The organism is Novosphingobium sp. FG137, assembly GCF_057809735.1.
Map to the genome: position 1 here is coordinate 415,540 of NZ_JBMDKN010000004.1, position 26,047 is coordinate 441,586.

Below are 26,047 nucleotides of genomic sequence, written 5' to 3' on the forward strand. Positions count from 1 at the left end.
ATGGGCGGGGTTGGGGGGCAGTGGCTTGGACATCTCAGGCGGTGCAAGTCGAAGAAATAGCTATGCGCATGCCCGATTGCAGGCTGCATGGTGCGCCCCCGCGCGTTAGGTCAGGGCACACCCCAAACCAGCCCAGCGAGTTCCCATGAAGCCCATCGAAACCATCATGCGCACCGCCCCGGTCATTCCGGTGCTGGTGATCGAGGACGTGGCCCACGCCGTGCCCGTGGCGCGCGCGCTGGTGGCGGGGGGCTTGCGCGTGCTGGAAGTGACGCTGCGCACCCCGGTGGCTCTCGATGTGATCCGCGCGATGCGCAGCGTGGAAGGCGCCATCGTCGGCGCGGGCACGGTGACCGATCCGGCCACGCTCAAGGCCTCGATCGATGCGGGCGCGGAGTTCATCGTCTCGCCCGGCCTCACCGAGCGGTTGGGGGCGGCAGCGGTTTCCTCGGGGATCCCCTATCTGCCGGGCGTCGCCAACGCGGGCGATATCATGCGCGGGCTCGATCTCGGCCTCAGGCATTTCAAGTTCTTCCCGGCGGCGACTTCGGGCGGACTTCCGGCGCTGAAGGCGCTTGCCGGGCCGTTCCATCAGTGCCAGTTTTGCCCGACGGGAGGGATCACGCTGGAATCTGCGCCGGAATGGCTGGGCTTTGGCCCGGTGCTCTGCGTCGGCGGCTCCTGGGTGGTGGGCAAAGGTGTGCCCGATGTTCTGGCTATCGAGGCGGCAGCGCGCGCGGCAGCGGCGCTGGCCTGATCCTGTGGGGCTGCAGCCCCGATGCAGCCTGCTGGCGTGTTCGCCCGCAGGTCCAATCACTTGGCTGGAGGCGCGGCGCGCATGGATACGGTCGATACGCTGAGGAACCGCCTGCAGGAACTTCACGCAAGGACGGCGGAAACCCCGCTGTTCAACCCGGTGTTCCAGCTGAGCCATGATCTTTCGCGTCAGCTGGAAAGCGGCGCGCTCGATCTTTCGGCAATGGAAAGCCTGGTCGCCGCGCTGGAATGCGAAGGCCTGCAGGCCCGCGCTGCGCGGCTGCGCACGCTTGTCGCGCCGACCGATCCGGCGGACAACCTTGCGCGGCTGGCGGCGCTGCTCAACGAGGAAGACGGGTTTTCCGAGTTCCGCCGCCGTTGGGAGCGGCCGCTGCTCCACGCCGTGTTCACCGCGCATCCCACGTTCCTGTTGAGCCCCGACGAGTCCGATGCCGTGGCCGAGGCGGCGCTGGCCGATGATCCGATGGCCGCGACGGTCTGCCAGGTGCCCGGCGCCGCCCCCAAGGTCACGCTCGATTACGAGCACGCCGAAGCGCTCGCCGCCATCGAAAGCGCGGGCGCTGCGCGCGACCGGATCAATGCCGCACTACTGGCCCATGCGCGCACGCGCTGGCCGGGGCGCTGGCTCGATTTCAAGCCGCTGCCGTTCCGCTTCGCGAGCTGGGTCGGCTACGACATGGATGGGCGGACCGACATTTCGTGGTCCACCTCGGTCGCCTACCGGCTGCAGGAAAAGGCGCGGCGGCTCGAAGGCTATGCCGCGCAACTGGGTGCAGCGGTGCCGGATCATGCGCAGATCGCCAGGCTGCGCGGCGCAGCGGCCCATGCGGCCGAGATGGCGGCGCAGTTCACCGGGCTTGGCGCAGAGCCGGAGGCGCTGGCGGCAGCGGCCAATGCGCTGACGGCGGAACATCCGGACAAGTTGCTGTCGCTCGGGCCCGTGATCGCGGCGCTGGAGGCCGAGGCCAGGACTGCCGAGGGCGATGCGGCGATTGCGCTCGCCGTGCTGGCGGGCGCGATGCGCGCGGACGGGCTCGGCATGGGCTGGATCCACTTCCGGGTGAACGCCTCGCAGCTTCTGAACGCGCTCAGGCGGCGGATCGATCCCGAAGGCACGCTGGACCTTGCCAGCAAGAGCGCGCTTTCGAAGCTGCGCGAACTGCTGGCCGAAGTGAAGCCGCTGCGCGCCAATTTCGCCGCGCTCGCCATCGAAACCTCGACCGCGATGCGCCAGTTCCTGGTGATGGCGCAAATCCTCCACCACATCGATGCCGATGCACCGATCCGCATGCTGATCGCCGAGTGCGAGCAGCCGCAGACGGTGCTGGCCGCGCTCTATTTCGCGCGGCTACTGGGGATCGAAGGCAAGGTCGATGTCTCCCCACTGTTCGAGACCGAGGCTGCGCTCGAGCATGGCGGGCGGTTTCTGGAGGCGCTGCTGGCGGAGCCTGCGTACCGGGATTATGTGCGCCTGCGCGGGCGGTTGGCGATCCAGACGGGCTTTTCGGATGCCGGGCGCTTCATGGGGCAGATCCCGGCGGCGCTGGCGATAGAGCGCCTTCAAGGCCGGCTCGCGGCGGCGATGAAGGCGGCGGGGCTGACGGATGTCGCAGCGCTGGTGTTCAACACCCACGGCGAAAGCATGGGCCGCGGCGCGCATCCTTCAGGTTTTGCCGACCGGCTGACCTGGCCGCTGAGCCGCTGGGCGCGCGGGCGCTTCGCCAAGGCCGAGATCGCGCTGGAGCCCGAGGCGAGCTTTCAGGGCGGCGATGGCTACCTGTTCTTCCGCAGCGACGAACTCGCGCTCGCCACGCTGACGCGGATCATCGAGGCGGAAGAGGTGCTGCGCGGGGATGGGGAAGCCGATCCGTTCTATGATCGCACCGACCTCAGCCTAGATTTCTACCGCGCGATCCGGCGCGTGCAGCGCGAGCAGCTGGAAAGCCAGACCTACGCGCGCGCCGTCACGGCGTTCGGGCTCGGCATGCTCAAGAGCACCGGCAGCCGTGTTTCGCGCCGGCAATCGGACATTGCCAGCGACCGCACGATGAGCCTGCGCCAGATCCGCGCGATCCCGCACAACGCGATCCTGCAGCAGATCGGCTATCCGGTGAACGTGATCGCGGGCGCGGGCATTGCGGCGGGGGAGGAGACCGAAGCTGTTGCCGAACTGCTTGGCCGCAGCGCGCGCGGGCGGCAGCTGGTGCGGCTGCTGCGCGCGGCCAATGGCCTCGCCTCGATCAAGACGGTGGCGTGTTTCGGCGAACTGTTCAATTCCGCCTACTGGGCGAGCCGGCCCTATCGCGGCACCGAAACCGCGCTGGAGGATGCCTGCCTCGCGCTGGCGGAATACCTGACGAAGGACGACCGCGCCGGTGTTTTCCGCCGCCTCGCCTCGCGGCTGCGGGTGGACTGGATGAAGCTGCACCGGCTGCTTGCCATGATCCCCCGTGAAGAGGCCCGCAATGCCGCGCCCGAGAAGGAGCGTCGCACCATCGCGCTGCTGCAGGCGCTGCGGCTCTCGCTGCTGATGCACATGTTCCTGCGCGCGGTGCAGGTGCCGCCGTTCTCACGCTCCAACGATGTGAGCCGCGAGGACGTGGTGGAGATGGTCCTCTCGCTGCGGGTGGACGAGGCGCTGGCGCAGCTGCGGCGCGCCTACCCGGTGGTGGAGCCCGAGATCGAAGACTTCCCGGTGAGTGAACCGACCGATTACCCGGACAATCGCGGCGAAGGCTACGGCGCGATCCGCACGCGGTTTATCGATCCCATCGAGCGGGCGCACGCGCTGAACCTCAGGATTTCAGCGGCGATTGCGAACCACTTCGGCGCGCATGGGTGAGGAGAGCTGTCACAAAATCCTAAGCTCGGATTCCTAAAAAATCAGCGTTTGCAAGAAGTTTCACTTCCAGATCGTGGTAATTGAACATTTGCCGCGAACGTCGCTTTAATTCATCATCATCTAAGCGGCGTTTAAATTCGGCAATATCAGGTACTCCCAGTACCGATGCTATACGTGAAAAGTATTGCATCGACTCGGCTCGCGCGAAAACGGGGAAGGGCACGTAACGGTCAAGGGCATAGATTAGTGGGAACGGATACCAGTAAAAGTGATTCGATTGACCAATAGACCGTAAAAAAATAACGAATTCAGCCTGCAGAATACTATCAAAGCTGGGGAAAGACCCTGCTTTGTGCGCTTCATGAACAATATCTGCATGTAGACTGTAGCGGTTCAGTTTAAGTCTTTGTTTCCTTTGGTCTAATGAAGAAACATTTTGATTGAAGGCTGTAAAATCAGAAGTCGATTGGCGGCCTGTTGCGGCTAATTCGCGAACGAGCCAAGCTCGGGAAAAAATCATAATTGTGAGATCGAAGCGTTCCTCATCTAGTGTCACTGCAACAGTTGATACAAACAAATCGTGCGAAATAATCTTAAAGGGATCAAATTGGAGGGGGTGATAAGTGGATAGACTTCGACTTGGCCAAGCAAGTTGACCTACGCGCTCTAGGGTAAAAAGGATTGAATCCCAAACTCGATTATCTTCGCTGTAACGCACTGCCGTTAAAACCAGTTCTGTAAATTGGCGAATATAGGGTCGAAGTGATTTTACAGCGTCTAGAACCACTTCATCTGCTGGAGCATCGCTCTCAAAGTTCGGTGTTAGGGCCCTGATCTCTTCAATCAATGCATCCCCATAATCTCGGAGATAGGGAGCGGCATTTGAAGTATTCTGGCGTATTGCGTTTTCGGCCCGTCTTGACTTTGATTGCGTACCGGAAGCATTTGGGTTCGCCGACAAAATCGCTTCAGGTATCTGACCTAATTTTGGCTTGACGTGCTGCGGTCGATCGACAAGCCAACGCAAGAGTTGCTCGTAAGCGTCTTCATAAGTCTCACCGGAACGAAAATCTACATACATTCTACCTCTATAGTATGTTGGGAGATAGGCTTTCCCATGTTCATCAGATTCCGTAAGTATCGCTGCAAATTTATCTTGCGTACTGCTGGCATATATTTCTGGAGAAATTATCTGACTCTCTGTTCCAACTCCACCGGTTCGCGCATTCGCCTTTTCCGCGTAGGCTTTGTCACAAACCATAATGACCTTCTTGACTAAAGGGTCGTTGACCATGCTCTCCATGAATTTGACTGAATCGTGGCCAGGCTTAAGGTCCCACTTATCTAGCACCACATCGACACCGTCTTCCCGAAGGCGTGAAGCGAGGGTCAAAACCCACGCTTCATGGGTTGGTGATGACCACGAATAGGATATGAATGTGCGAGGGCTAGTTGAAACGTCTAGATTCACTGGCCTTCCTCCCAAGCTTTGAACGTCAATCCGTTGTTAGACCGTAAATATGACTTATCGTTGGTTTTTCCAATACATTGAGGTTGCGCCACGTGGGTTGGGACTGTTGGGCTCAGCCACCTCACCCCACATAAGTCCGCCCCTGCTTCACCGGCTTGGCGGGCAGGCCGAAGATCGCGCCGGCTGAGAGCCTTGTGCCGCGCACCACCAGCACCAGCGTGTCGCCCGCTTCGATGTTCACGTCCTCGCCGGGGTGCTGGATCGATTGGCCGCCTGCGCGGTCGATCTGGACGATGAAGAACGCGCCCGCGCCGCGGCGTTCGGCTTCGCCTACGGTCGCGCCGGTCAGCGCGCCCTTGGGGACGGCGGTGACGACTTCGACGTCGAGGCCGAGATCGTGGAGGAACCTGCGCGCCTCGCCCATGTGTTCGGCGGCCTGGATGCGGCTGTCGGTGGCGGGGTAGAGGATGAGCTCGGTGATCCGCTCGGCGCCGATGTGGGTGGGGAGCACGACCTTGTCTGCCCCCGCGTGGAACAGCTTGCGCTCGGTGGTGGGTGCTTCGCCGCGGGCGATGATCTGGACGGCAGGGTTGAGGCTGCGCGCCGAGAGCGTGATGAACACGTTGGCGGCATCGTCGGGCAGCACCGAAGCGAGGACGCGGGCGTGCAGGATTCCGGCGGCGCGCAGGGTTTCCTCCTGCGTCGCTTCGCCGACCATCACCAGCCAACCGGCAGCGCGGGCTTCCTCCGCCAGATCGGGGTTGCGTTCGATGATGACGAAGGGATGGCGCGCCTCTGTCAGCGCCTTGGCCAGCTGCAGCCCGATGCGGCCCATGCCGCAGATCACGGCGTGGTTCTTCAGGCGGTCGATTTCGGTTTGCATCTTGCCTACCCCCAGGAGCTGGCGGAACTGGAACAGGGTGAACACCTGCACGAGCGCGGAGGTGAGCACGATCATGCCGGTGCAGCCGAGCACGATCGTGGCCGTGGTCCACAAGCGCAGGAAATGGGTGTCGATCGGGCGGACTTCGCCGTAGCCGACCGAGAAGATGGTGAGCAGCACCATGTAGGCCGCATCGTCCGCCGGCCAACCGCTTACGATGTAGCCCAACGTGGAGACTGCGAAGACGATCCCGACATAGAGCAGCGTGCCCGTCAGCAACCGCAGCGGCGAGCCAAGCACGCGGCCTGCGCCCTTGGAGAGTGTGGCGAACTCCTCCATCCGCGCCTCAGCCTCCGCCCAGCCGCATCAGCGCGGCCATGCCCCAGACGGTGCCGACGATGAGGAGCACACCGGCCAGATCGAGCAGGAACCCGGCGCGCAGCACGCGCGGCATGGCGATATGGCCGGTGCCCCAGGCGAGCGCATTGGGCCCGGTGCCGGCGGGAAGCATGAAGCCCCAGCTGGCCGCCAGCGCGGCGGGGAGCGCGAGCAGGATCGGATCGGCCCCGAGCGCACCGCAGAGCGCGGCGACGACGGGCATGATCCCGCTGGCAGCCGCGATGTTGCTGGCAAATTCGGTGACGATCACGACGAAGCCGACGAGCACCAGCGCGACAATCGGCAGCGGCACGCTGCGCAAGGGGAGCATCGCCGTGCCGAGCCAGTCGCTGAGGCCCGAGGCATCCATGCCCATCGCGAGGCTGAGCCCACCGCCGAACATCAGGATCACGTCCCAGGGCATGCGGTTGGCTTCCTTCCACGTCAGCATCGCGCGGCCGGTGCCGTCCGGCAGGACGAAGAGCGTGAGGCCAGCGATGGCGGCGATGGTGCCATCGGTGAGGCCGCCCTTGGGAAACAGGCTTTCGGTGAGGGGGAGCGTGACCCAGGCGAGCACGGTGAGGAGGAAGAGGGGGACGAGGCGGCGTTCGGGCGCGGTCCAGTGGACCGAATGCTCGATGGCATTTCGGGCGGCGGCAGGATCGAAGCTGCCCGGGCCGATCTTGTGGACCCGCGCGATGATGAAGGCGGCGAGCGGCACGCCGATGAGGACGATGGGGAGGCCGAACGCGGACCATTCGATGAAGGTGATCTTCACGCCGAGAGTTCGGTCGAGCAGCCCCGCGGCGATGGCGTTGGTGGGCGTGCCGACGATGGTGCCGTAGCCGCCCAAGGTGGCGGCGAAGGCGACGCCCATCGGCAGTGCGCCGGCCATGCCGTCCGTTTCGCCCTCCTTCACGCCGCCCGAGGAAAGGATAGCGAGCGCCATCGGCATCATGATCAGCGCGGTCGAGGTGTTCGAGATGAACATCGAGATCGAGGCGGTTGCCATCATCACCGCGAGCAGCAGGCGCACCGGGCTCGTCCCGGCGCGGGTGAGCATGGTGAGCGCAAGGCGGCGGTGGAGGCCGGTGCGCTCGATGGCCAGCGCGAGGAAGGCGCCGCCGACGAAGAGGAACATGATCGGCGAATAGTAGGCCGCCGCGGTCTTGTTCGCGTCCGTCACCCCGGTGAGGGGGAGGACGATGAAGGGGAGCATGGCGGTGGCCGACAGCGGCATCGCCTCGGTCATCCACCAGACCGCCATCCACCAGACGAGCCCGGCGGTGTGCCATGCGGTGGGTGGCATCCCGGCAGGCGCGCCGATCAGCAGCGTGGCAAGAAGGCCAAGCGGACCGGCGACGAGGGCGATGGTGCGGGCACTCATGCGGCGGAAGCGGCGCAAGTTGACACAGTTGACACTGTCCTGGGGAATAATTGCATTCGATCAGTACAGGGTTTTTGATCGACCCCCTCGATCAAAAGCCAGACTCTGCCCACGACCTGCATTCCATCGCCCTTTGCCCCGCCAGCGCAGCACGCCAGCCCCTCAAAGCCATAGGCGATGAAGGGTGCGGTAGGAAAACGGTTTTGGTGTCGGGATGGCGGCGGACCGACCGAAGTCCCGCGTTTCCGAGGGCGCGGGCCACGAGCGTTCCATCTTCAGCTCGCCCGTCACCCCGTGCTTGAAACTGGGTTGGGCTGCTTTGGCGCGGCGCCGAAGAAGAAAAGCCAAGGCCCGGATCAAGTCCGGGCCGACGGATTCCTTTGATGTTCTTATGCTGGAGTGGGTGATGTCTTGCGCCGGACACCCCCGCTCGCGGACCCTCTCCCCACGGGGGAGAGGGTCCGCGAGCGTTTACTTGGGCGCGAGGACCATCAGCATCTGGCGGCCTTCCATGCGGGGGAAGGCTTCGACCTTGGCGATTTCGGTGACATCATCCTGCACCTTGCGCAGGAGATTCATGCCGATTTGCTGGTGCGAAAGCTCGCGGCCGCGGAAGCGGAGGGTGATCTTGACCTTGTCGCCTTCCTCGATGAACTTCACGACGCTCCGCATCTTGGTGTCGTAATCGTGGTCATCGATGTTCGGACGCATCTTGATCTCCTTGATCTCCTGCGTCTTCTGGCTCTTGCGGGCGAGGTTGGCCTTCTTCTGCGCTTCGTAGCGGAACTTGCCGACATCGAGGAACTTGCAGACCGGCGGATCGGCGTTGGGCGAGACTTCGACCAGATCGAGGCCGACTTCGGCAGCCTGATCAATCGCTTCGCGGGTGTACATGACGCCCAGATTTTCGCCGTTCTCATCAATCACGCGCACTTTGGGCACGGAAATGAGCTGGTTGTAGCGGGGGCCGGTCTTTACAGGGGGCGCCATCATGCGCCGGGGTGGGGGGGCTATAGTGCTTGCTCCTGATGTTTCAAAAATGGGGGAGGGCTGTGCGCCTGCCCCCGCGCGCTCATATCACAATGCGGCGGCAGATAAAGCGGGAAGGTTGGTTTGGGGTTAAGCGGTGTATGTCGGTTCGATCCGGTTTCACGCGGAGACCCGGAGGCGCGGAGAAGGAAAAAGGAAGTAGGGTTCGCGCAGAGGCGCAAAGGCGCAGAGAGAAGAAGCCGGGACAGCGGCGAAGCCGCCCTGTCACCTCAGCCTTGTCGCAAAATTCGGAGGGCCTGCGGCGCAAGAGACATCTCCGCGCCTCTGCGCCTCTGCGCGAAATCCCTTACGCTCCGCGCCAGAGGGCGAAGCGGGCGAGCCTGCCGGCGGCTGGAACGAGCGCATCGATTGCGCGGGCGGGCTGGAGGGCGCCCAGAATCGCGGGATCGGCGGCGTTCATGCCGCCTGTCAGCGCGCCGAACGCGGGGAGGATGAGGCGGCGCTCGCTCGCGACGGCGCAGGGGCGCGAGACGCGGCGGCCGCGCGCGGTGACAGCGAACTTCGGGTGATAGTGGCCGGAAAGCTCGAGGCCCGTCTCCCCCGGGCGGGCTTCGTGGCGCAGCGCAATGCCGCACACGGTGAGTTCGGGGAGGCCTTTCGCTTCCACGCTCGTGTCCTGGCAATCGTGATTGCCGGTGATCCACACCCAGTCGGTCGCGCGCATCAGCGCATCGAGCATGCCAGCGGCGTGGGGTTCGAGCCGGGCGGGGCCGTGGCTGTCATGGAAATTGTCACCGAGGCAGAACACCCGGCGCGCGCCGGTGGCGCGCAGGGCATCCGCGACTCGGGAAAGCGTCTCGCGGCTGTCGTAGGGCGGGAGCATCTGGCCGCGCTCGGCAAACCAGCTCGCCTTTTCGAGGTGGAGATCGGCGACGATCAGGGCGCGTTCCTCGGCCCAATAGAGCGCGCGCGACGGGGCGAGCGCGAAGTCCTGCCCGGCAAATTCGAAAGCGGCGCCAAACTGGTTGAACATAACGGGAACCATGGACAGGCCTTGCCGGATTGCATTTGGCTTGGCAAGACTTCCCCCATGAGCATTGCACAAGAGGCCGGACAGGCCATCGACAAGGGTATTGGCGCCAAAGAGGATTGGAGCGCGGAAACTGGCCGCGCCCGGACATGGTTCGAAAGCCTGCGGGACCGGATCTGCGCCGAGTTCGAGGCGATCGAGCGCGAGGCGGGGAGCGATGCCAGCTTTACCTACACGCCGTGGAAGCGCGAACACCATGGCGAACCGGTGCCCGATGGCGGGGGCGGCGTGCAGGGCCTGATGAAGGGCAAGCTGTTCGAGAAGGTCGGCGTCAACGTTTCCACCGTGGGCGGAACCTTCAGCCCGGAATTCGCCAAGACGATGAACGGCGCGGACCCTGAAAACCCGGCCTTCACGGCGACCGGCATCAGCCTTGTTGCGCACATGGCGAACCCGCATGTGCCCGCCGTGCACATGAACACGCGCTTCCTGACGACGCGCAAGGCGTGGTTCGGCGGCGGCGGAGATCTCAATCCGCCGATCCCCTATGCCGAGGATACGGCGGACTTCCACGCGAGCTACAAGGCCGCGTGCGATGCGCATGATCCGGCCTATTACGACAAGTTCAAGGCCTGGGCGGACGATTACTTCTACATCCCCCACCGCAAGGTGCACCGGGGCGTGGGCGGCATCTTCTACGATCACCTCGAATGCGCGGATGAGGCCGGGTTCGAGGCGAACTTTGCCTTTACCCGCGATGTGGGCGATGCTTTCCTCAACGTCTATCCGGCGCTGGTGCGGCGGCGGATGAACATGGATTGGACGCAGGACGACAAGCTTAAGCAGCTGAGCTGGCGCGGTCGCTATGCCGAGTTCAATCTGGTCTATGACCGGGGGACGCTGTTCGGCCTGAAGACGGGCGGCAACATCGACGCCATCCTGATGAGCCTGCCGCCTGAGGCGGTGTGGGAATAGGATTTCGCGCAGAGATCGCAAAGTGAAGCAATGAAGGGAGGGACGGAGGCTGCGCCGCAGGCTCTCTCCATCCCTTTGCGATCTCTGCGATCTCTGCGCGAGACTGTTTGTCCGGTGCGGTTCAGTAAGGGCTGCGCGTGCGGCTGCCGCCGGTGTTGGCGAGATCGATCGCGCCGAAGATCATCGGTGCGACGAGAAGGACGACCCAGAGATAGAGGATGGGATGCATGATGTGTTTCCTGTGGTTGCGTCACAGGGGAATGCATCGGCGTGGGCGGTGTTCCCTTAGCGGACCTTTTGCGGCGCCCATGTGGTCCAGATGAGGGCCAGCAGGATGACGGCGGGGATCGGCATCAAATTGAGCCCGAGCGGCAGCGCGGCGGCGCGGGTGGCGAGGGGGGAGAGCCAGATCAGCACCAGCAGGAACTTCTCCCACGGCCGCCAGCCCTCGCGCTGGCCCATGCCGATGAGGAAGGCGATCGGCATGATCAGGAAGGGCAGATCGTAGCTGAAGAGGTAGGGCGAGGCGAGCGCGGTGGCGGCGAGCAGCATGGCGCCGGCGGCTTCGTCGCTGGGGGCGCGGCGCCAGTAGAGGCAGGCGAGCGCACCGGTGATGACGGTGATGACTGCCTGCCCATAAAGGGCGACATTGGTGCCGAAAAGGACGCGCAAGGCCGCATAGGGCGTGGACATGCGCAAGAAGAATTCGCCGGAGGTCTGCGCCATCAAGGTCTGGCTGACGGCAAAACTCTGCGGGTAGGCGCGCCAGGTATCGATGCCGAAGACAAGCAGAGAGGCAAGGCACAGCGCGGCGGCCGATGCGGCGGCGGCGGCGATGGCGGTCCACTTGCGCCCGGCGGCGAGCCAGAAGGGGACGAGGAGCGCGAGGTGCGGCTTGATCACCAGCAGGCCGAACAGTGCGCCTGACAGCGCCTGCGAGCGGCGCAGGGTCAGCACGGCGGCGATCAGCAGGGCGCCGGTGACGAAGCCGTTCTGCGCGTGGCTTGCGGCGAGGTAGGCGGCGGGGAAGGCAAGCACGGCGAGGGTGCCCGCGCCGCCAGCGTTCGGCAGCGCGCGGCGGGCGACGAGGAACCACACGGCCCAGCCGGCAAGCGCCCAGACCAGCCACGCCGCCGCATAGGGCAGCAGCCCCAGCGGCGCGGCGAGGAACAGGTAGGGCGGCGGATTGACGTAGGCGACCATCTGGCCGGTCCCGGCAGCCATCTGCGCGGCATGTTCGGCCACAAGATCGTAGACGCGCGCTGCCGGCCCTGTCTGCAGAAGGCGGCCAGCGCCCCAGAATGCGAGGAAATCGCTGCCCACGGTGCCGGTCGCCTCACGGAAGACCTTCACCATCATGGGAATGTAGGCGACGAGGATCATCGCGGCGTAGACCCGCACGCGGCCGGCATCGAGCCAGGAGAGGGTGCGCAGGTTTGCCTTGAGCCGTGCTTCGAATGTTGCGCCTTCGCTCGACACGAACGGAGGTGGGCTGGGTGTGTCGGGCGTGTCGCTCATTGCACCCTTACGTGCCGCTGCGGTCTCGCATTGGCAACAGACGCGTGAAAGATTTGCCCGGTGGAGGCATTTTCCCTTGTCGGGAGCGCCGGGCCGGGGCCATCTATGGGTGAAATGCTGCGTCAATACGAACTTGTCGAACGTGTGCTCGCCTATGATCCGGATGCGGACGAGGCGATGCTGAACCGCGCCTATGTCTATACGGTGCAGAAACATGGCTCGCAGAAGCGCGCCTCGGGCGATCCGTACTTCTCGCATCCCGTTGAAGTTGCGGGCCTGATGACCGAGCTGAAGCTCGATCAGGAGACGATCATCACCGCGCTGCTCCACGATACGGTGGAGGATACGCTCGCCACGGTCGAGGAAGTCGAGCGCCTGTTCGGCCCCGAAGTGGCGCGGCTGGTGGATGGGGTGACCAAGCTCTCGAAGATCGAGACGATGAGCGATACGGAGCGCGCGGCGGAAAACCTGCGCAAGTTCCTGCTCGCGATGTCCGAGGACTTGCGCGTGCTGCTGGTGAAGCTGGCGGACCGGCTGCACAACATGCGCACGCTGCACTACATCAAGAGCGAGGATAAGCGCCGGCGGATCGCGCGCGAGACGATGGAAATCTACGCGCCGCTGGCCGAGCGCGTGGGCATGTACGAATACATGCGCGAGATGCAGCTCTTGGCCTTCGAGCAGCTGGAGCCCGAAGCCTATGCCACGATCACCGGTCGGTTGACCGCGATCCGCACCGACGAGGGCGCGCAGGTCGATTCCATCGCGCTGGCGATCAAGCAGACGCTGGCGGAAGCGGGGCTGAAGGTGGAGGTTTCGGGGCGCGAGAAGCACCCGTTCTCGATCTGGCGCAAGATGGCCGAGCGCCATGTGAGCTTCGAGCAGATCACCGATATCATGGCGTTTCGCGTGCTGACCGAAAGCGCAGAGGACTGCTACACCGCGCTGGGGCTGCTGCACCGCACCTGGCAGATGATCCCAGGGCGCTTCAAGGACTACATCTCGACGCCGAAGATGAACGGCTACAAGGGCCTGCACACCTCGCTGATCTACAACAACGCGATGCGCGTGGAGGTGCAGATCAAGACGCAGGAGATGCACCGGATCAACGAGTTCGGCCTCGCCGCGCACTGGGCCTACAAACAGGGCGCGCTGCCGGACGGGCAGGTGGGCTGGGTGCGCGATCTGGTCGAGATCCTCGAAGCGAGCCACGATCCGGACGAGCTGCTCGAAAACACGAAGATGGCGATCTATCAGGACCGCATCTTTGCCTTCACCCCCAAGGGCGCGCTGCACCAGCTGCCGAAGGGCGCGACGCCGATCGACTTTGCCTTTGCCGTGCACACCAATCTGGGCGCGCAGGCGGTGGGCGCGAAGATCAACGGGCGGCACGTGCCGCTGCGCACGCCGCTGGGCAACGGCGATGTGGTGGAGATCATCAAGAGCCGCAGCAGCGAGCCGCAGCTTTCGTGGCTGGCCTTCGTCGTCACCGGCAAGGCGCGCGCCGCGATCCGCCGCGCAGTGCGCCAGAAGGAGCGCGCCGAGATCGCCGAGATCGGGCGCAAGCTCTATGACGAGATTGCCGAACGCCTGCCGAGCAAGATTGGCAAGAAGGCGCTGGCGGATGCGATCAAGCGGCTGAAATACGCCAATGAGGAAGAGCTGATGGTCGCTATCGGCAGCGCCAAGATCGATGACCGGCAGGTGATGGAAGCGCTGGTGCCGGGCAGCGCGAAGAACTTGCCCGCCAGCGAAGGCTGGCCGAGCCAGCAGCGCGCCATCGCGGTGCGCGGGCTGACCCCGGGCATGGCGTTCAAGCTGGCCGATTGCTGCCACCCGGTGCCCGGAGACCGCATCGTCGGGCTGCGGCGTGTGGGGCAGGGCGTGACCGTGCACGCCATCGATTGCATGAGCCTTGCCAATGGCATCGATGCCGACTGGATCGACCTTTCATGGGACGCGCGAACCGATGGCGCGGTGGGCCGCATCCGCGCCGAGCTCTATAACCGGCCGGGCACACTCGCCGAAATGGCGGGCGTATTTGCCAAGAACCATGCCAATGTGGTTAATCTGGAAATGACCCAGCGCGAGAATCCGTTCCACACTTATGAAGTGGATCTGGAAGTGCGCGATCTGGCGCACCTGACGCGGATCGTCAGCGCGCTGCGCGCGAGCGACGCGGTGGCGCAGGCGGACCGGATTTGAGCCAATCCCGCATTGGCGTTCCCGTAGTCTGGTGATAGCATTCAGGGATGGCAGAGGAACTTCCCCTTACCACATCGCCAAGGCCCTATCGCCTGACGGTGGACGACTTTCTCCGTCTCGACAATGCGGGGGCGTTCGAGGGCCTTGGCAAGACTGAATTGATTGGCGGGGAGGTCTTCTACTTGAATGCGCAGCATCGTCCGCACGCGCGGATGAAGGGGCAATTGCATCTCGCACTGGTGCAGGCTTTGGGCAAACTGGATATCAGCCTTGCCGTGCTGATCGAAGCGACCGTTGCAATGCCGCCGCACAGCGCGCCGGAGCCAGATCTCATCCTGACCAGCGAGCCCGATGGGGAAGGGCCGGTGCCTCTGGGCTCCGTGCGGCTGCTCATCGAGATTGCCGATACCACACAGCGCCATGATCTGAGTATCAAGGCGGGCATCTATGCTGAAAACGGGGTGCCGGAGTATTGGGTGGTCGATCTGAAGGAGGGCCTTGTGCACCAGATGTGGTCACCTTCAGGCGAAACCTACCTCGAAACGCGCGACGTGGCGCTCGGCGCGCAGATCATGGCGGCGACGATTGCGGGGTTCGCCATGGCGCTTCCGGTGACAGGCTAGGCGCGGCACTCGGCCGATCGTTTCTGGGCGCACCGCACCCGGTATCATCAATTGGATTTCAACAGGGGAACGGGAATGCGTGCGCCAGGGCTGAGCCGGTGGAGCCGGATGCTGCTACCCGTGTTGCTGGCGCTGCCGGGCACGGCGGTCCAGGCCGGGGATGGCGCTGCGCCCGATGCGCAGACACAGGCGTGGTGGGCGCTGACGCGCGAGCTTTCGTCCGATGCGATGGAGGGGCGCGATACGGGCTCGCCGGGGTATGACCGCGCGGCGGCGATGGTCGCGAAGCGCTTTGCGGCGGCGGGGCTGAAGCCGGTCGGCACCGATGGCGGCTGGTTCCAGCCGATCACCTTCGAGGACTTGCGGCTGAACGAGGCGGCATCGCGGCTCACCATCGGCGGGCAGCGGCTGCGCTTCAATCGCGAGGTGCAACTGGCGCCCTCTGCGGCGACACCCAAGGCGCTGGCGGCAGCGGCGACATTCCGGGGCTATTGCTCGGCGGACGAGATCGGCGATGTGAAGGGGCAGCTGGTGGTCTGCTATGGCCGCCCGGCCCCGGCGCGGCTGAAGGGGTTCGACCGGGCGAAGGCGCTGCGCGAGGCGGGCGCGGCGGGCATGCTGCTGATCGCGGCGCCGGGGCTGCCGGGTGAGCCGATCCGCTGGCCCTTTGCCTATTCACGCAGCGTCATGCCGCTGGAAGATGCGGTGAAGGTGAAGGTGAATGTGAAGGCTGGGCCGCCGTGGTTTCAGGGCGTGCTCAATCCCGATGCACTGGCGCGGCTCACCACGCGGGCGGGCGATATCCTGAAGGCAGGCGCGGCGGGGGCGGACTTGCCGCGCGTGGAGCTGGGCGAGGCGAAAGCGGTGCTGGCGGTGCGGCGGCGGGTGACGCGTTCGGCCAATGTGCTGGGCCTGTTGCCGGGCACCGACCCGGCGCTTGCCGGAGAGGCCATCGTGATCGCTGCGCACCTCGATGGTTATGGGCGCGGCGAGCCGGTGAACGGCGACGGGCTTTACAACGGCACGCTCGACGATGCGGCCTATGTCGCGCTGCTGGAGCAGTTTGCCACGATGCGCGCCGGCAAGGGGCTGAAGCGGCCGGTCCTGTTTGCGGTGTTTACCGGAGAGGAAAAGGGGCTGTGGGGCTCGCGCTGGTTCGTGCGGCATCCGACCGTGCCGCTGGCCTCGCTGGCGGCGGTGATCAACCTCGATCAGGTGCGGCCACTCTATCCGCTGAAGCTGATGACGGTGCATGGCCTCAAGGAAAGCACGCTGGGCGCTTTGGTGCGGCAGGTGGCGGAGGCGCGCGGGATTGCGGTGCAGGAGGACCCCGAGCCTGAGCGTGATCTGCTGCGCCGGTCAGACAACTGGCCGCTGATGGAAGCGGGGGTGCCGGGGACGAGCTTCGTCTTTGCGACGTATGACGAGAGCTCTCGCGCGCGGTATCGGGATTGGTACGAGCGGCGCTATCACCACCCGGCGGATGATCTTTCCACGCCGATGGACTGGCAGGCAGCGGCCGATTTCAACCGCTTCTTCACCGGGCTGACCGAGGCGGCGGCGGATGCACCTGCGCGGTTTGTGTGGACTGCGGGAAGCAAACCCGGGGAGCGCTGAGCGCTCCCCGGGCGGGCTGGATCAGTAGAAGATGTCGTAGATCACGTCGACCACTTCGCCCGAGTAGATATCCACGAGCAGCGCGTCGTCGTAGTAGCGGACCCAGCGATAGGGACCATCGACCGGCGGCAGACGATAGGCCCAGGGATCGGCGATCCAGTAGCGCTGGTCGTAAAACGGGGCGCCGATGACCACGCCGATGCTGAAGCGGTTATAGGAATAGCCCTGCCACGGCGCCGAATAGAAGCCGAGGTTGAAAACGGAGCGGTGGCTATTGCGCCAGCCGGACCAGTTGTAGCGGTTGTCGCGCCGCCAGCCGTTGCGGTCCCACCCGCGCCCGCCGTTGTTGTAGGCCCAGGCATTGCCGCGCCAGCCGTTGTTGCCGCGCCAGCCATCGCGATCCCGGTCCCGGTCACGATCTCTGTCACGATTCCAATCGCGCGAGGAATTGGCACCCCAGCCGCCACGGTTCCACTGGCCGTTGTTGTTGCCGCCGTTGTTGTTGCGGCGCCAATCCTCATTGCGGTTGCCGTCGCGGTCGCGGTTCCAGTTGCCGCGTCCGTCGTTCTGCCACTGCCCGCCCGTGTTGCCCCGTCCGGCGTTGTCACGGCCGCTATTGTCGCGGCCGTTGTTGCCCTGCCAGCCGTTGTTGCCGCGATTGGGATCGACGTAGGTCGGGTTGCGCGTGCCCCAGGCCGGGGCCCCGGTGCGGGGCTGCTGGGCCTGACCGCCCTGCGACCATGCCGGACGACCGAAGACGGGCTGGCCGGTGGGGTTCACGCCGTTGCCGCGATCACCGCGTTCCCGGTCACTGTTATTGACGCCGTTGTTGCCCTGCCATGCCTGACGACCCTGCCAGCCGCCCTGGTTGGCGGGCGGCGCGGGGCGGGCGGGCTGCTGGGCATTGCTCGGCGGTGATGCCGGACGGCTCTGCCAGCCGGAGGGCGCGGCTGCCGGAGCAGGGGCGCGGCTCTGCCATGCGGGGGCCTGGGCAGGAGCAGAGCGCTCCATGCGTCCGGCACCGCGTTCACCGCGATCGGGGCGTTCCTGCGCGCTGGCAGTGGCGGGCAACAGCGCCGCCGTGCCCAGCAGGAGGGCAAGAAGTGCGGATGCGCTGCTTTTCAAAACGGACTTCGTTGCCATGGTCCCGGCTCCGGTTACATGGGGCTCCGACTCGCTCGGGGCCTCCCATGTGTCCGGTCTATAACACGTGGGCTGTCCTATGGCTGAACCATGACAGTGGCCTCCGTTCATGTTGGGGTTGTCCAACATGAACGGATCGGGCCGTCAGCGTGTCAGCTTCTTGTAGGCGAGGCGCGTCGGGCGGTCGGCGGCGTCGCCCAGACGGCGGCGCTTGTCTTCCTCGTAGGCCTCAAAGTTGCCTTCGAACCATTCGACGTGGCTGTCACCCTCGAACGCGAGGATATGGGTGGCGAGGCGATCGAGGAAGAAGCGGTCGTGGCTGATGACCACGGCACAGCCGGCAAAGTTCTCGATGGCTTCTTCGAGCGCGCGCAGGGTTTCGACGTCGAGGTCGTTGGTCGGTTCGTCGAGCAGGAGGACGTTGCCGCCCTGCTTGAGCATCTTGGCGATGTGCACGCGGTTGCGTTCACCGCCGGAAAGCTTGCCGACGTTCTTCTGCTGGTCCTGGCCCTTGAAGTTGAACGCGCCGACATAAGCGCGCGTGCTCATGTCCTGCTTGTTGACCTTCATGTAGTCGAGCCCGTCGGAGATTTCCTCCCAGACGTTCTTCTTCGGATCGAGGTGATCGCGGCTCTGGTCGACATAGCCGAGGCGCACCGTCTGGCCGATCTCGATCGTGCCGCTGTCGGGCGTTTCCTGGCCGGTGATGAGCTTGAACAGCGTGGACTTGCCCGCGCCGTTCGGCCCGATCACGCCGACGATGCCGCCCGGCGGGAGGAGGAACGAGAGGTTCTCGAACAGGAGCTTGTCGCCATAGGCCTTGGAGATGTTCTTGGCCTCGATCACCTTGCCGCCCAGGCGCTCTGGCACCTGGATGACGATCTGGGCCTTGTTGATCACGCGGCTTTCGGTCGATTCCACCAGCTGGTCGAACGCCTTGATGCGGGCTTTGCTCTTGGTCTGGCGGCCCTTGGTGCCGGCGCGGATCCAGTCGAGCTCGTCCTTGATCGCCTTCTGCTTGGAGGTGTCCTCGCGCTCTTCCTGCTCGAGCCGTTTGGCCTTGGCTTCGAGGTAAGTCGAGTAGTTGCCCTCATAGGGGAAGTACTTGCCGCGATCGAGTTCGAGGATCCAGCCGACGACATTGTCGAGGAAGTAGCGGTCGTGGGTGATCATCAGCACCGCGCCGGCATATTCCTTGAGGTGGTTTTCCAGCCAGTTGACGCTTTCGGCATCGAGGTGGTTGGTGGGTTCGTCCAGCAGCAGGATCGAAGGCTTCTGGATCAGCAGGCGGGTGAGCGCGATGCGGCGCTTTTCACCGCCCGAGAGGTTGTCCACCGGCCAATCGCCCGGCGGGCAGCGCAGGGCCTCCATCGCGATTTCGAGCTGGTTGTCGAGCGTCCAGCCATCGACCGCGTCGATCTTGTCCTGCAGTTCGGCCATCTCGGCACCGAGCGCGTCGAAATCGGCGTCTTCCTCGCCCATTTCCATGCCGATCTGGTTGAAGCGATCGACCATGTCGGCAATCGCGCGCGCGCCGTCCTTGACGTTTTCGAGCACGGTCTTGCTGGTGTCGAGCTGCGGTTCCTGCTCGAGATAGCCGACGGTGATGTTCTCGCCCGGCCAGGCTTCGCCCGTATAGTCCTTGTCGATCCCGGCCATGATCTTGATGAGCGTCGACTTGCCCGCGCCGTTGGGGCCGACGATACCGATCTTGGCACCCTGATAGAACTGCAGGTTGATGTTGCTCAGCACCGGCTTGGGCGCGCCGGGGAAGGTCTTGGTCATGTTCTTCATGACGTAGGCGTATTGGGCGGCCATCTGAGGTCCTTGCGTATTCTCGGGAAGCTGGATTTGGCCCGCGCTCTACAGGGGCGCGGGGCCGTGGGCAAGCGGGGTGAGGGGTGGGAATGCGGCGGTTTCGCGCGGAGGCGAAGAGAAGAAGGAAGGATGTTTCGCGCAGAGACGCAGAGGACGCAGAGAGGCAGCACCTGCGGCAAAGCCGCTTTCAACCTGCAATGCTCAGGATACGAACAAAGGCCTGCGGCCAGCCAGTCACCGCCCTTTTCTTCTCAGCGTGCTCTGCTCCCTCTGCGTCTCTGCGCGAAACCCCTTTTTCCCTTCCCGCCAAAGCAGATAACGGTGATCCGCCTCAGCCTGCCGTGCGCGCCTTGAAGAAGGCGATGACGTCCTGCTCAACCTGCTTCGTCGCGCTGCCCGGTTCGTCGATCAGGTGCCAGGTCAGCACCGAATGCGGGGCGATGGGCGCGCTGGGATTGGCGTCCGCATCGGGCAGTTCGACCGTTACGCAGCGCTCGCCGAAGGTGTCCTTGAGCATGGCAAAGCGCCCATCGGGGACGAAGCTGTCGCTTGGGAAGCGCAGTGCCATCAGGTGCAAGTCTTCTTCCTCGAACCGGCGCTTGGCACAGGCGATTTCATCGGCGCTTGCATCGATCCGCGCGGCGCCCTTTTTGCCCAGCGGGAGCGAGGGCTGCGAGAGGACCGGGGCCACGACCGCAGGCTCGGTCATCATCGCGAGCGCGAAGCCGCCGGTGAAGCACATGCCGACCGCGCCGACCCCGCGCCCGCCGCATGTCGCATGGGCATGCCGCGCGAGCGCGCGCAGCCAATCGACGATGGGGCTCGACTTGCCATTGGCCCAGACGTTGAATTCGCGGCGCACGCAGATTGCCCAGAGCATCTGGCCTACGGTGTAGGCCTTTGTGGGTTTGCGCCCGTCCTCGCCAAACAGGCTGGGGCAATAGACCGTCATCCCCTGCGCGGCGACGCGATCAGCGAAGCGCAGCACTTGCGGGTGCAGGTTGGGCATTTCGTGCATGACGATGACCGCGGGGCCGCTGCCCTTGCACCAGACGCGGCGCCTATAGGGGCCATCGGTGAAATCGAAGGCTTCGTAGCCGGCGAAGGCTTCGGGATTTTTCATGCTTCCCCCCCCCATGCAAAAAGACCCGGACGGTGATGGCACCGGCCGGGTCTTTTTCGCGCCGCTCAGATGCGGATCAGATACGCTCGATGATGATCGCCGGGGCCATGCCGCCCGCTGCGCACATCGTGACGAGGCCGTAGCGGCCGCCCGAGCGCTCCAGTTCATCGAGCGCGGTGCCGATGAGGATCGAGCCGGTCGCGCCGATCGGGTGGCCCAGCGCCATGGCGCCGCCGTTGATGTTCACCTTGGCGCGGTCGAGTTCGAGATCGCGGATGAACTTTTCGGCGACGACGGCGAAGGCCTCGTTGATTTCCCAGACGTCGATGTCTTCCTTGGTCAGGCCCGCCTTGGCGAGGACCTTCTTGGCGGCGGGAACCGGCGCGTTGAGCATCAGCGTGGGATCATCGCCCTGATTGGCATAGGCGACGATGCGCGCGCGGGGCTTCAGGCCGTGCTTCTCCGCATAAGCGGGCGAGGTGATGAGCAGCGCGGCGGCGCCATCGACGACGCCCGAGGAATTACCCGCGTGGTGGACGGGCTTGATGTCCACGTCCGGATAGCGGCGATTGATCTGCTTGCGGAAGGTGACGCCGCCGCCGAGATCGAAGTCCATCATCCCGGCGAACGCGGGCTTGAGGCTGGCGAGGCCTTCCGCAGTCGTTTCGGGGCGCGGGAATTCCTCGTGGTCGAGCGCGACGGTGCCGTCCTCGTTGAGCACGGGGATCAGCGACTTGGCGAAGCGGTTTTCCTTGATCGCCATGTCGGCGCGCTGCTGGCTGACGAGGGCGAGCGCATCGAGTGCTTTGCGGCTGATGCCTTCGATCGTGGCGATGGCATCGCCGCAGATGCCCTGGTGCGATTGCGGGTGGAGCTCGTCGAGCGCCTTGTTGCCCGAGCCCATCAGGCGCGGCGGGAAGCCGGCATTGGCTTCGGCCGCGGCGTTGGCGGCGGTGAAGCTCATCATTTCGGTGCCGCCCGCGATGACGCAGTCTTCCATCCCGGACATGACGGTGGCTGCGGCCAGGTTCACCGAAGTGATGCCGCCGCCGCAGAAGCGGTCGAGCGTGGTGCCGCTGGCGGTGATGTTGAAGCCCGCCGCAAGCGCGGCCATGCGGCCCAGATCGCCGCCCTGCTTGCCGACCTGCGAGGAGGTGGACCAGATGATGTCGTCCACCGTGCCGGTATCGAGATTGTTACGCTCTGCGATGGCCTTCATGACCGTGGCGGCGAGGTGCTGCGGGTGCAGGTGCGACAGCGCGCCCTTGCCCGGCTTGCCCACCCCGCGCGGGGTGCGGACGGCATCGATGATGTAGGCTTCGGCCATGTCAGACTCTCCCAAGTACGTTAATCGAGCGATTAAACCGCTGCGCGCGCCTGTGCAAGGGGGAACCTCGACAGCGGTGCGGGGCGCGGCTTATGGTGGGCGCACAATCACCAAGAGGAGCCTACCATGCTGCACGCCGAACTGCTGGAGCAGGCCCGGAGCCTTGAGCCGCAGATCACTGCGCTGAGGCGCGCAATCCATGCCGAGCCGGAGCTGGGGCTGCACACACCGCTGACGGCCAGCAAGGTGCGCGCGGCGCTGGCGCATCTGCCGCTGACGTGGCGCGAGGGGCCTTCGACAACTGGGCTGGTCGCGACGCTCAAAGGCGGAGCAGGAGAGGGCCGCCGGGTGCTGCTGCGCGGGGATATGGATGCGCTGGAGATGCCCGAGGAGACCGGGCTGGAATTTGCCTCGCAGTTCGCGGGGCGGATGCATGCCTGCGGGCACGATGCACACACCGCGATGCTGGCGGGGGCGGCGGAATTGCTCTGCGCGCGGGCGGACAAGATTGCCGGCGAAGTGCAGTTCATGTTCCAGCCGGGCGAGGAAGGGCACCACGGCGCGCGGTTCATGATCGACGACGGACTGCTGGAACCGAAGGCGGACGCTGCCTTTGCGCTCCACATCATGCCCAACAGCCCGCACGGGATGATCGCGGGGCGCGCCGGGCCGCTGCTGGCTTCGGCGGACCGCTTCGAGATCACGGTGAAGGGCGATGGCGGCCATGCCTCGATGCCGCACGATACACTGGATCCGGTGCCGGTGGCCTGCGAGATCGTCAGCGCGATCCAGGCGATGGTGACGCGCAAGTTTTCGGTGGCGGACCCGGTGGTGGCGACGGTTTCCAAGATCGAGGCGGGGACGGCCTACAACGTGATCCCGGATGCGGCGCATCTGCTCGGCACGATCCGCACGCTTTCGCCCGCTTCGCGCGCGAAGCTGCACGAGGCGCTGCCGACGCTCGCCCGGCATATCGCTGCGGCACACGGGCTGACCGCAGAGACGGCGATTATTCCGGGCTTTCCGGTGACGATCTGCGATGCGCGCGCGGTCGATCTCGGCGCGGCGGTGGCGGAGGAAATTGCCGGTGAAGGCAGGTTCCACCGGATGGCACATCCGATCATGGGGGCGGAGGATTTCTCCTATGTGCTGGAGCAGACGCCCGGCGCGATGTTCTTCCTTGGCGTGGCGCCGCAGGGGGCGGACTGGAAGAGCTGCTGCTCGATCCATTCGACGCGGATGATGCTGGATGAAAGCGTGATGCCGCTGGGCAGCGCGATGCTGGCGGGCTGTGCGGAGCGGTTTCTGGCGGAAGGCTTTGCGTGAGGACCAAAGTGCCGTGTGCGGTGTCTCGACTTCGCTCGACACGAACGGGTCCCTTGGGGAAGGCTGTTTGATTGCGTGAGGTGCAATGCTGCCGTCTTGAAGGGCTGGCATCGCGGGCGGTGATCTGACAGGGGCTGCCACATGCAAGACCGGGTTCTGCCGCTGCGCGGCATTCACAATTTTCGCGACTATGGCGGCTACGGCGCGCGCGGCGGCATGCTGCGTAAAGGGCATCTGTGGCGTTCGGGGCATCACTTCGATGCGACGCCGGACGATCTCGATGTGGTGCACCGCATCGGCATCGCGCGGGTGATCGATTTGCGCGGGGATAGCGAGCGCGCTTCATTTCCGTGTCTGCGGCATGAGCAATGGGCGGGGCAGGTGGTGTTTTACCCCGGCGAGACGGCCGGAGATCATGGCAGGGCGGTGCATGATGAGGCCGCGGCTGGCGTGCGGACTGCGGACGATGCGCGGGCCGCGATGGTGAAGCTTTACGACAAGCTGCCGTTCCGCCCGGTGCTGGTGGGCACGTTCCGGCTCTACCTCCAGACCCTTGCCGAGGACCATGGGCCGAGCCTGCTGCACTGCTTTGCCGGCAAGGACCGCACCGGCGTCGGCGCAGCGATCGTCCACCGGCTGCTGGGCGTGCATCCGGACGACGTTATGGCGGACTACATGCTGACCAACACGGCCGGCAATTCCGAGGCGCGGATCGCGGCGGCGGCAACCAATGTTCGCGCAGGCTTTGGCCCGATGATGACGGACGATGCGCTGCGCACGATCATGGGCGTCCAGCCGGAGTTTCTGGAAAGCGCCTTCGCCGCGATGGAGCGCGAGCACGGGACGTTCGAGGCCTATGCCGAGGCGGTGCTGGGCGCGGATGCAGCGCTGGTGGCGCGGCTGGAGCAGCAGCTGGTGTTATGAGGGGCGGATTCAGGTCCGCGTCATCACCACCGACTCAAACCGCCGGTCCGCCAGATCATCCGGCGTGATCCACCATTGCAGTGCGCCGCCGCCGAAGTGATGGCCGATGGCGGGGTTGGTCGGCAGTTCGAGCAGCAGCAGGTGGGTTGCGGCCAGCTCCGCTTCGCCGCTGGCAGGGGCGAGCAGGCGCGACGGGGGCGGGGCGATCACGCCTTCGGGTGTGCGCCGGGCGAGGGCGTGCCGGTATGCGACTCGGGCGGTGATCTCTTCGGGGAACTTGGCCGCTTCCTGCGGCGAGGCGTGCAGCGTCGTCTCGATCGCGGCTTCGACGGCCTCGGGAATCACCCGTTCGGCCAGGGCGCGGTGGGTGGCGAGCCAATCCCAGAAAGCCTTGCGCACGGGCGGGGCGATGGGGGCAAGCGCGGGGTTGTTCAGCGCGTGGTCGAACCAGGCCTGCGCTTCCTCGCGCACGGCCTTGAGCTGGGCGGCGCGTTCGTCCGCGTCAAGGCTGGGGTAGGGATCGTGGACGACGGTGCGCGATGCGCGGTCCGCCTCGCGCACAAGGGCGGCGGAGGTGATCTGCACGGAGATCCAGTCCTGCGGATAGCCGTACCAAAGCGGTTCGAAGCCCTGACCATCAGGCCCATGAAAATCCGCGAGATCCAGCGCGGGCGCGAGCTCGTTCTGCCCTTGCGCATCAAGCAGGGCGCGCGCGGTGGCGGCATTGTGCGGCCAGCGGGGTGAGTCCGATTCGGGCAGGGCAATCAGCCGCGGTGCGACGGGCCAGCGGGGCAGGATCTGCGTGCCGTGAGCGGGCGTGAGCGCCCAGGGCCACACCAGCGCGGCTTCATCGCCATAGGCCATGGCGAGGCCCTGCGGCACATCGAGTGCATGCCATGGCATTCCCGCATAGCCCTGCGTGTGGATCACCCGGAAGGCATCGCCGGGGCCCCAATCGCAATCGAGGAACACGGCCAGCGCGCCTTCGGAAGGCAGCAGGCCGAGGCCTGCCTCGTCGGGCACTTCGGCAAGATCGATCTGGAGGAGGAAATGGAGCGGCTTGCCGGTGCCTGGATGGACCGGCCATTCGGCTGTGCCGGGAAGCACCGGGGTGCCGCCAAGCCAACTGCGGCCCTCCGGCGCGCGGTGCGGGGGGAAGTGCTGGCGCAGCACCAAGGCCTGCCGCGTGGAGGCGGCGAGCGGGGCCGGTGCTTCGGGCGTTGTGGCTGCGGGTTCGGGTTCGCCCGGCTCCTCAAGCTCTGCATAGGGGGCAGCGGGCAGCGCATTGGCGGCCTCGGCCTCGGCCAGCGAAGCGGCTGAAATCAGGCGGCTGCGGCCGACTTTTTGCGGCAGGGTTTCGGGCTCGGGCTCGGGATCGGCGGCTTCATCGGCGGCCTTCCGGCGCTTTGCCTTTTTCGGCTTGCGCGGCTTTGGTTCCTGCAGCGCGCGCTGGCGCAGCCAGTACCAGATCAGCGCGATGAGCCCCAGCGCGCTGGCAATGAAGATGGCGAAGATTGCGACTAGGGCGAGCACGCGTTCACCTTTCCGGTGTTACGCTGCGGTATTAGGCCCAAACCTGCAACAAATGGTTATTTTGGGGTGAAGGGACCGGTTCGGCGTTTTGCAGTCTGGCGCTGCGCGTTGGCGCTCTGGATCCCCGCCGGCGCGGGGATGCCCAACAAAAAAGGGG

Annotated in this window: 19 protein-coding genes; 8 read left to right on the forward strand and 11 right to left on the reverse strand. The window is 65.3% G+C overall.

Annotated elements, in window-relative coordinates:
* The first annotated feature begins 145 nt into the window (after positions 1-145).
* Together eda and ACODS2_RS13820 are read left to right on the forward strand one after the other, a co-directional pair.
* Positions 146-757 (forward strand): bifunctional 4-hydroxy-2-oxoglutarate aldolase/2-dehydro-3-deoxy-phosphogluconate aldolase, encoded by a 612-nt coding sequence (eda, locus tag ACODS2_RS13815; RefSeq protein WP_298172808.1) that lies wholly within the window; start codon positions 146-148, stop codon positions 755-757.
* Positions 758-838: 81 nt separating this feature from the next.
* Positions 839-3,619, forward strand: coding sequence for a phosphoenolpyruvate carboxylase (locus tag ACODS2_RS13820; protein ID WP_488999345.1), 2,781 nt, complete (start codon positions 839-841; stop codon positions 3,617-3,619).
* A 19-nt stretch (positions 3,620-3,638) separates the two neighbouring features.
* Here ACODS2_RS13820 and ACODS2_RS13825 read toward each other — a convergent pair whose 3' ends face one another.
* From ACODS2_RS13825 to pdeM, 5 genes are all read right to left on the reverse strand, one after another.
* Positions 3,639-5,090, reverse strand: coding sequence for a TIR domain-containing protein (locus ACODS2_RS13825; RefSeq protein WP_488999346.1), 1,452 nt, complete (start codon positions 5,088-5,090; stop codon positions 3,639-3,641).
* Between the two features lie 121 nt (positions 5,091-5,211).
* Complete coding sequence (locus tag ACODS2_RS13830; protein ID WP_488999347.1) at positions 5,212-6,312, reverse strand: potassium channel family protein; 1,101 nt, start codon at positions 6,310-6,312, stop codon at positions 5,212-5,214.
* Between the two features lie 7 nt (positions 6,313-6,319).
* Entirely contained in the window at positions 6,320-7,738 is a 1,419-nt protein-coding gene (locus ACODS2_RS13835; RefSeq protein ID WP_488999348.1) for an SLC13 family permease, read from the reverse strand.
* Positions 7,739-8,209: 471 nt separating this feature from the next.
* Complete coding sequence (gene infC, locus ACODS2_RS13840; protein WP_298172796.1) at positions 8,210-8,731, reverse strand: translation initiation factor IF-3; 522 nt, start codon at positions 8,729-8,731, stop codon at positions 8,210-8,212.
* Positions 8,732-9,074: 343 nt separating this feature from the next.
* Positions 9,075-9,773: a ligase-associated DNA damage response endonuclease PdeM gene (gene pdeM, locus ACODS2_RS13845; RefSeq protein WP_488999349.1), complete on the reverse strand. Its 699-nt coding sequence runs from the start codon at positions 9,771-9,773 to the stop codon at positions 9,075-9,077.
* A gap of 45 nt (positions 9,774-9,818) precedes the next feature.
* Here pdeM and hemF point away from each other — a divergent pair, with 45 nt between their 5' ends.
* Positions 9,819-10,733 carry an oxygen-dependent coproporphyrinogen oxidase gene (gene hemF / locus ACODS2_RS13850; RefSeq protein ID WP_488999350.1) on the forward strand — a complete coding sequence of 305 codons (915 nt, stop codon included), beginning with the start codon at positions 9,819-9,821 and terminating at the stop codon, positions 10,731-10,733.
* 285 nt (positions 10,734-11,018) lie between these two features.
* On the opposite strand, the gene ACODS2_RS13855 is transcribed toward hemF, so the two are convergent.
* Entirely contained in the window at positions 11,019-12,251 is a 1,233-nt protein-coding gene (locus ACODS2_RS13855; RefSeq protein WP_488999351.1) for a glycosyltransferase family 87 protein, read from the reverse strand.
* A gap of 114 nt (positions 12,252-12,365) precedes the next feature.
* Here ACODS2_RS13855 and ACODS2_RS13860 point away from each other — a divergent pair, with 114 nt between their 5' ends.
* The 3 genes from ACODS2_RS13860 to ACODS2_RS13870 all read left to right on the forward strand — a co-directional run bounded on the left by ACODS2_RS13860 (position 12,366) and on the right by ACODS2_RS13870 (position 16,696).
* Positions 12,366-14,456, forward strand: a complete 2,091-nt coding sequence (locus ACODS2_RS13860) for a RelA/SpoT family protein (RefSeq protein WP_488999508.1) — start codon at positions 12,366-12,368, stop codon at positions 14,454-14,456.
* A gap of 47 nt (positions 14,457-14,503) precedes the next feature.
* Complete coding sequence (locus tag ACODS2_RS13865) at positions 14,504-15,079, forward strand: Uma2 family endonuclease (RefSeq protein ID WP_298172786.1); 576 nt, start codon at positions 14,504-14,506, stop codon at positions 15,077-15,079.
* A gap of 75 nt (positions 15,080-15,154) precedes the next feature.
* Complete coding sequence (locus ACODS2_RS13870; protein ID WP_488999352.1) at positions 15,155-16,696, forward strand: M28 family peptidase; 1,542 nt, start codon at positions 15,155-15,157, stop codon at positions 16,694-16,696.
* 21 nt (positions 16,697-16,717) lie between these two features.
* On the opposite strand, the gene ACODS2_RS13875 is transcribed toward ACODS2_RS13870, so the two are convergent.
* From ACODS2_RS13875 to ACODS2_RS13890, 4 genes are all read right to left on the reverse strand, one after another.
* Positions 16,718-17,839: an RcnB family protein gene (locus ACODS2_RS13875; RefSeq protein WP_488999353.1), complete on the reverse strand. Its 1,122-nt coding sequence runs from the start codon at positions 17,837-17,839 to the stop codon at positions 16,718-16,720.
* 144 nt (positions 17,840-17,983) lie between these two features.
* Positions 17,984-19,657, reverse strand: coding sequence for an energy-dependent translational throttle protein EttA (ettA, locus tag ACODS2_RS13880; RefSeq protein ID WP_421837862.1), 1,674 nt, complete (start codon positions 19,655-19,657; stop codon positions 17,984-17,986).
* A gap of 331 nt (positions 19,658-19,988) precedes the next feature.
* Positions 19,989-20,780: a dienelactone hydrolase family protein gene (locus ACODS2_RS13885; protein ID WP_488999354.1), complete on the reverse strand. Its 792-nt coding sequence runs from the start codon at positions 20,778-20,780 to the stop codon at positions 19,989-19,991.
* Between the two features lie 76 nt (positions 20,781-20,856).
* Positions 20,857-22,107, reverse strand: coding sequence for an acetyl-CoA C-acetyltransferase (locus ACODS2_RS13890; RefSeq protein WP_488999355.1), 1,251 nt, complete (start codon positions 22,105-22,107; stop codon positions 20,857-20,859).
* A gap of 126 nt (positions 22,108-22,233) precedes the next feature.
* On the opposite strand from ACODS2_RS13890, the gene ACODS2_RS13895 reads away from it, so the two are divergent.
* Both ACODS2_RS13895 and ACODS2_RS13900 read left to right on the forward strand, forming a co-directional pair.
* Positions 22,234-23,433: a M20 metallopeptidase family protein gene (locus ACODS2_RS13895; protein ID WP_488999356.1), complete on the forward strand. Its 1,200-nt coding sequence runs from the start codon at positions 22,234-22,236 to the stop codon at positions 23,431-23,433.
* A gap of 141 nt (positions 23,434-23,574) precedes the next feature.
* A complete protein-coding gene (locus ACODS2_RS13900) occupies positions 23,575-24,357 on the forward strand; it encodes a tyrosine-protein phosphatase (protein ID WP_488999357.1) in 783 nt (260 codons plus the stop codon).
* A gap of 9 nt (positions 24,358-24,366) precedes the next feature.
* Here the strand turns inward: ACODS2_RS13900 and ACODS2_RS13905 are convergent, their stop codons facing one another.
* Positions 24,367-25,890 (reverse strand): DUF1963 domain-containing protein, encoded by a 1,524-nt coding sequence (locus tag ACODS2_RS13905; RefSeq protein ID WP_488999358.1) that lies wholly within the window; start codon positions 25,888-25,890, stop codon positions 24,367-24,369.
* Between the last annotated feature and the right edge of the window lie 157 nt (positions 25,891-26,047).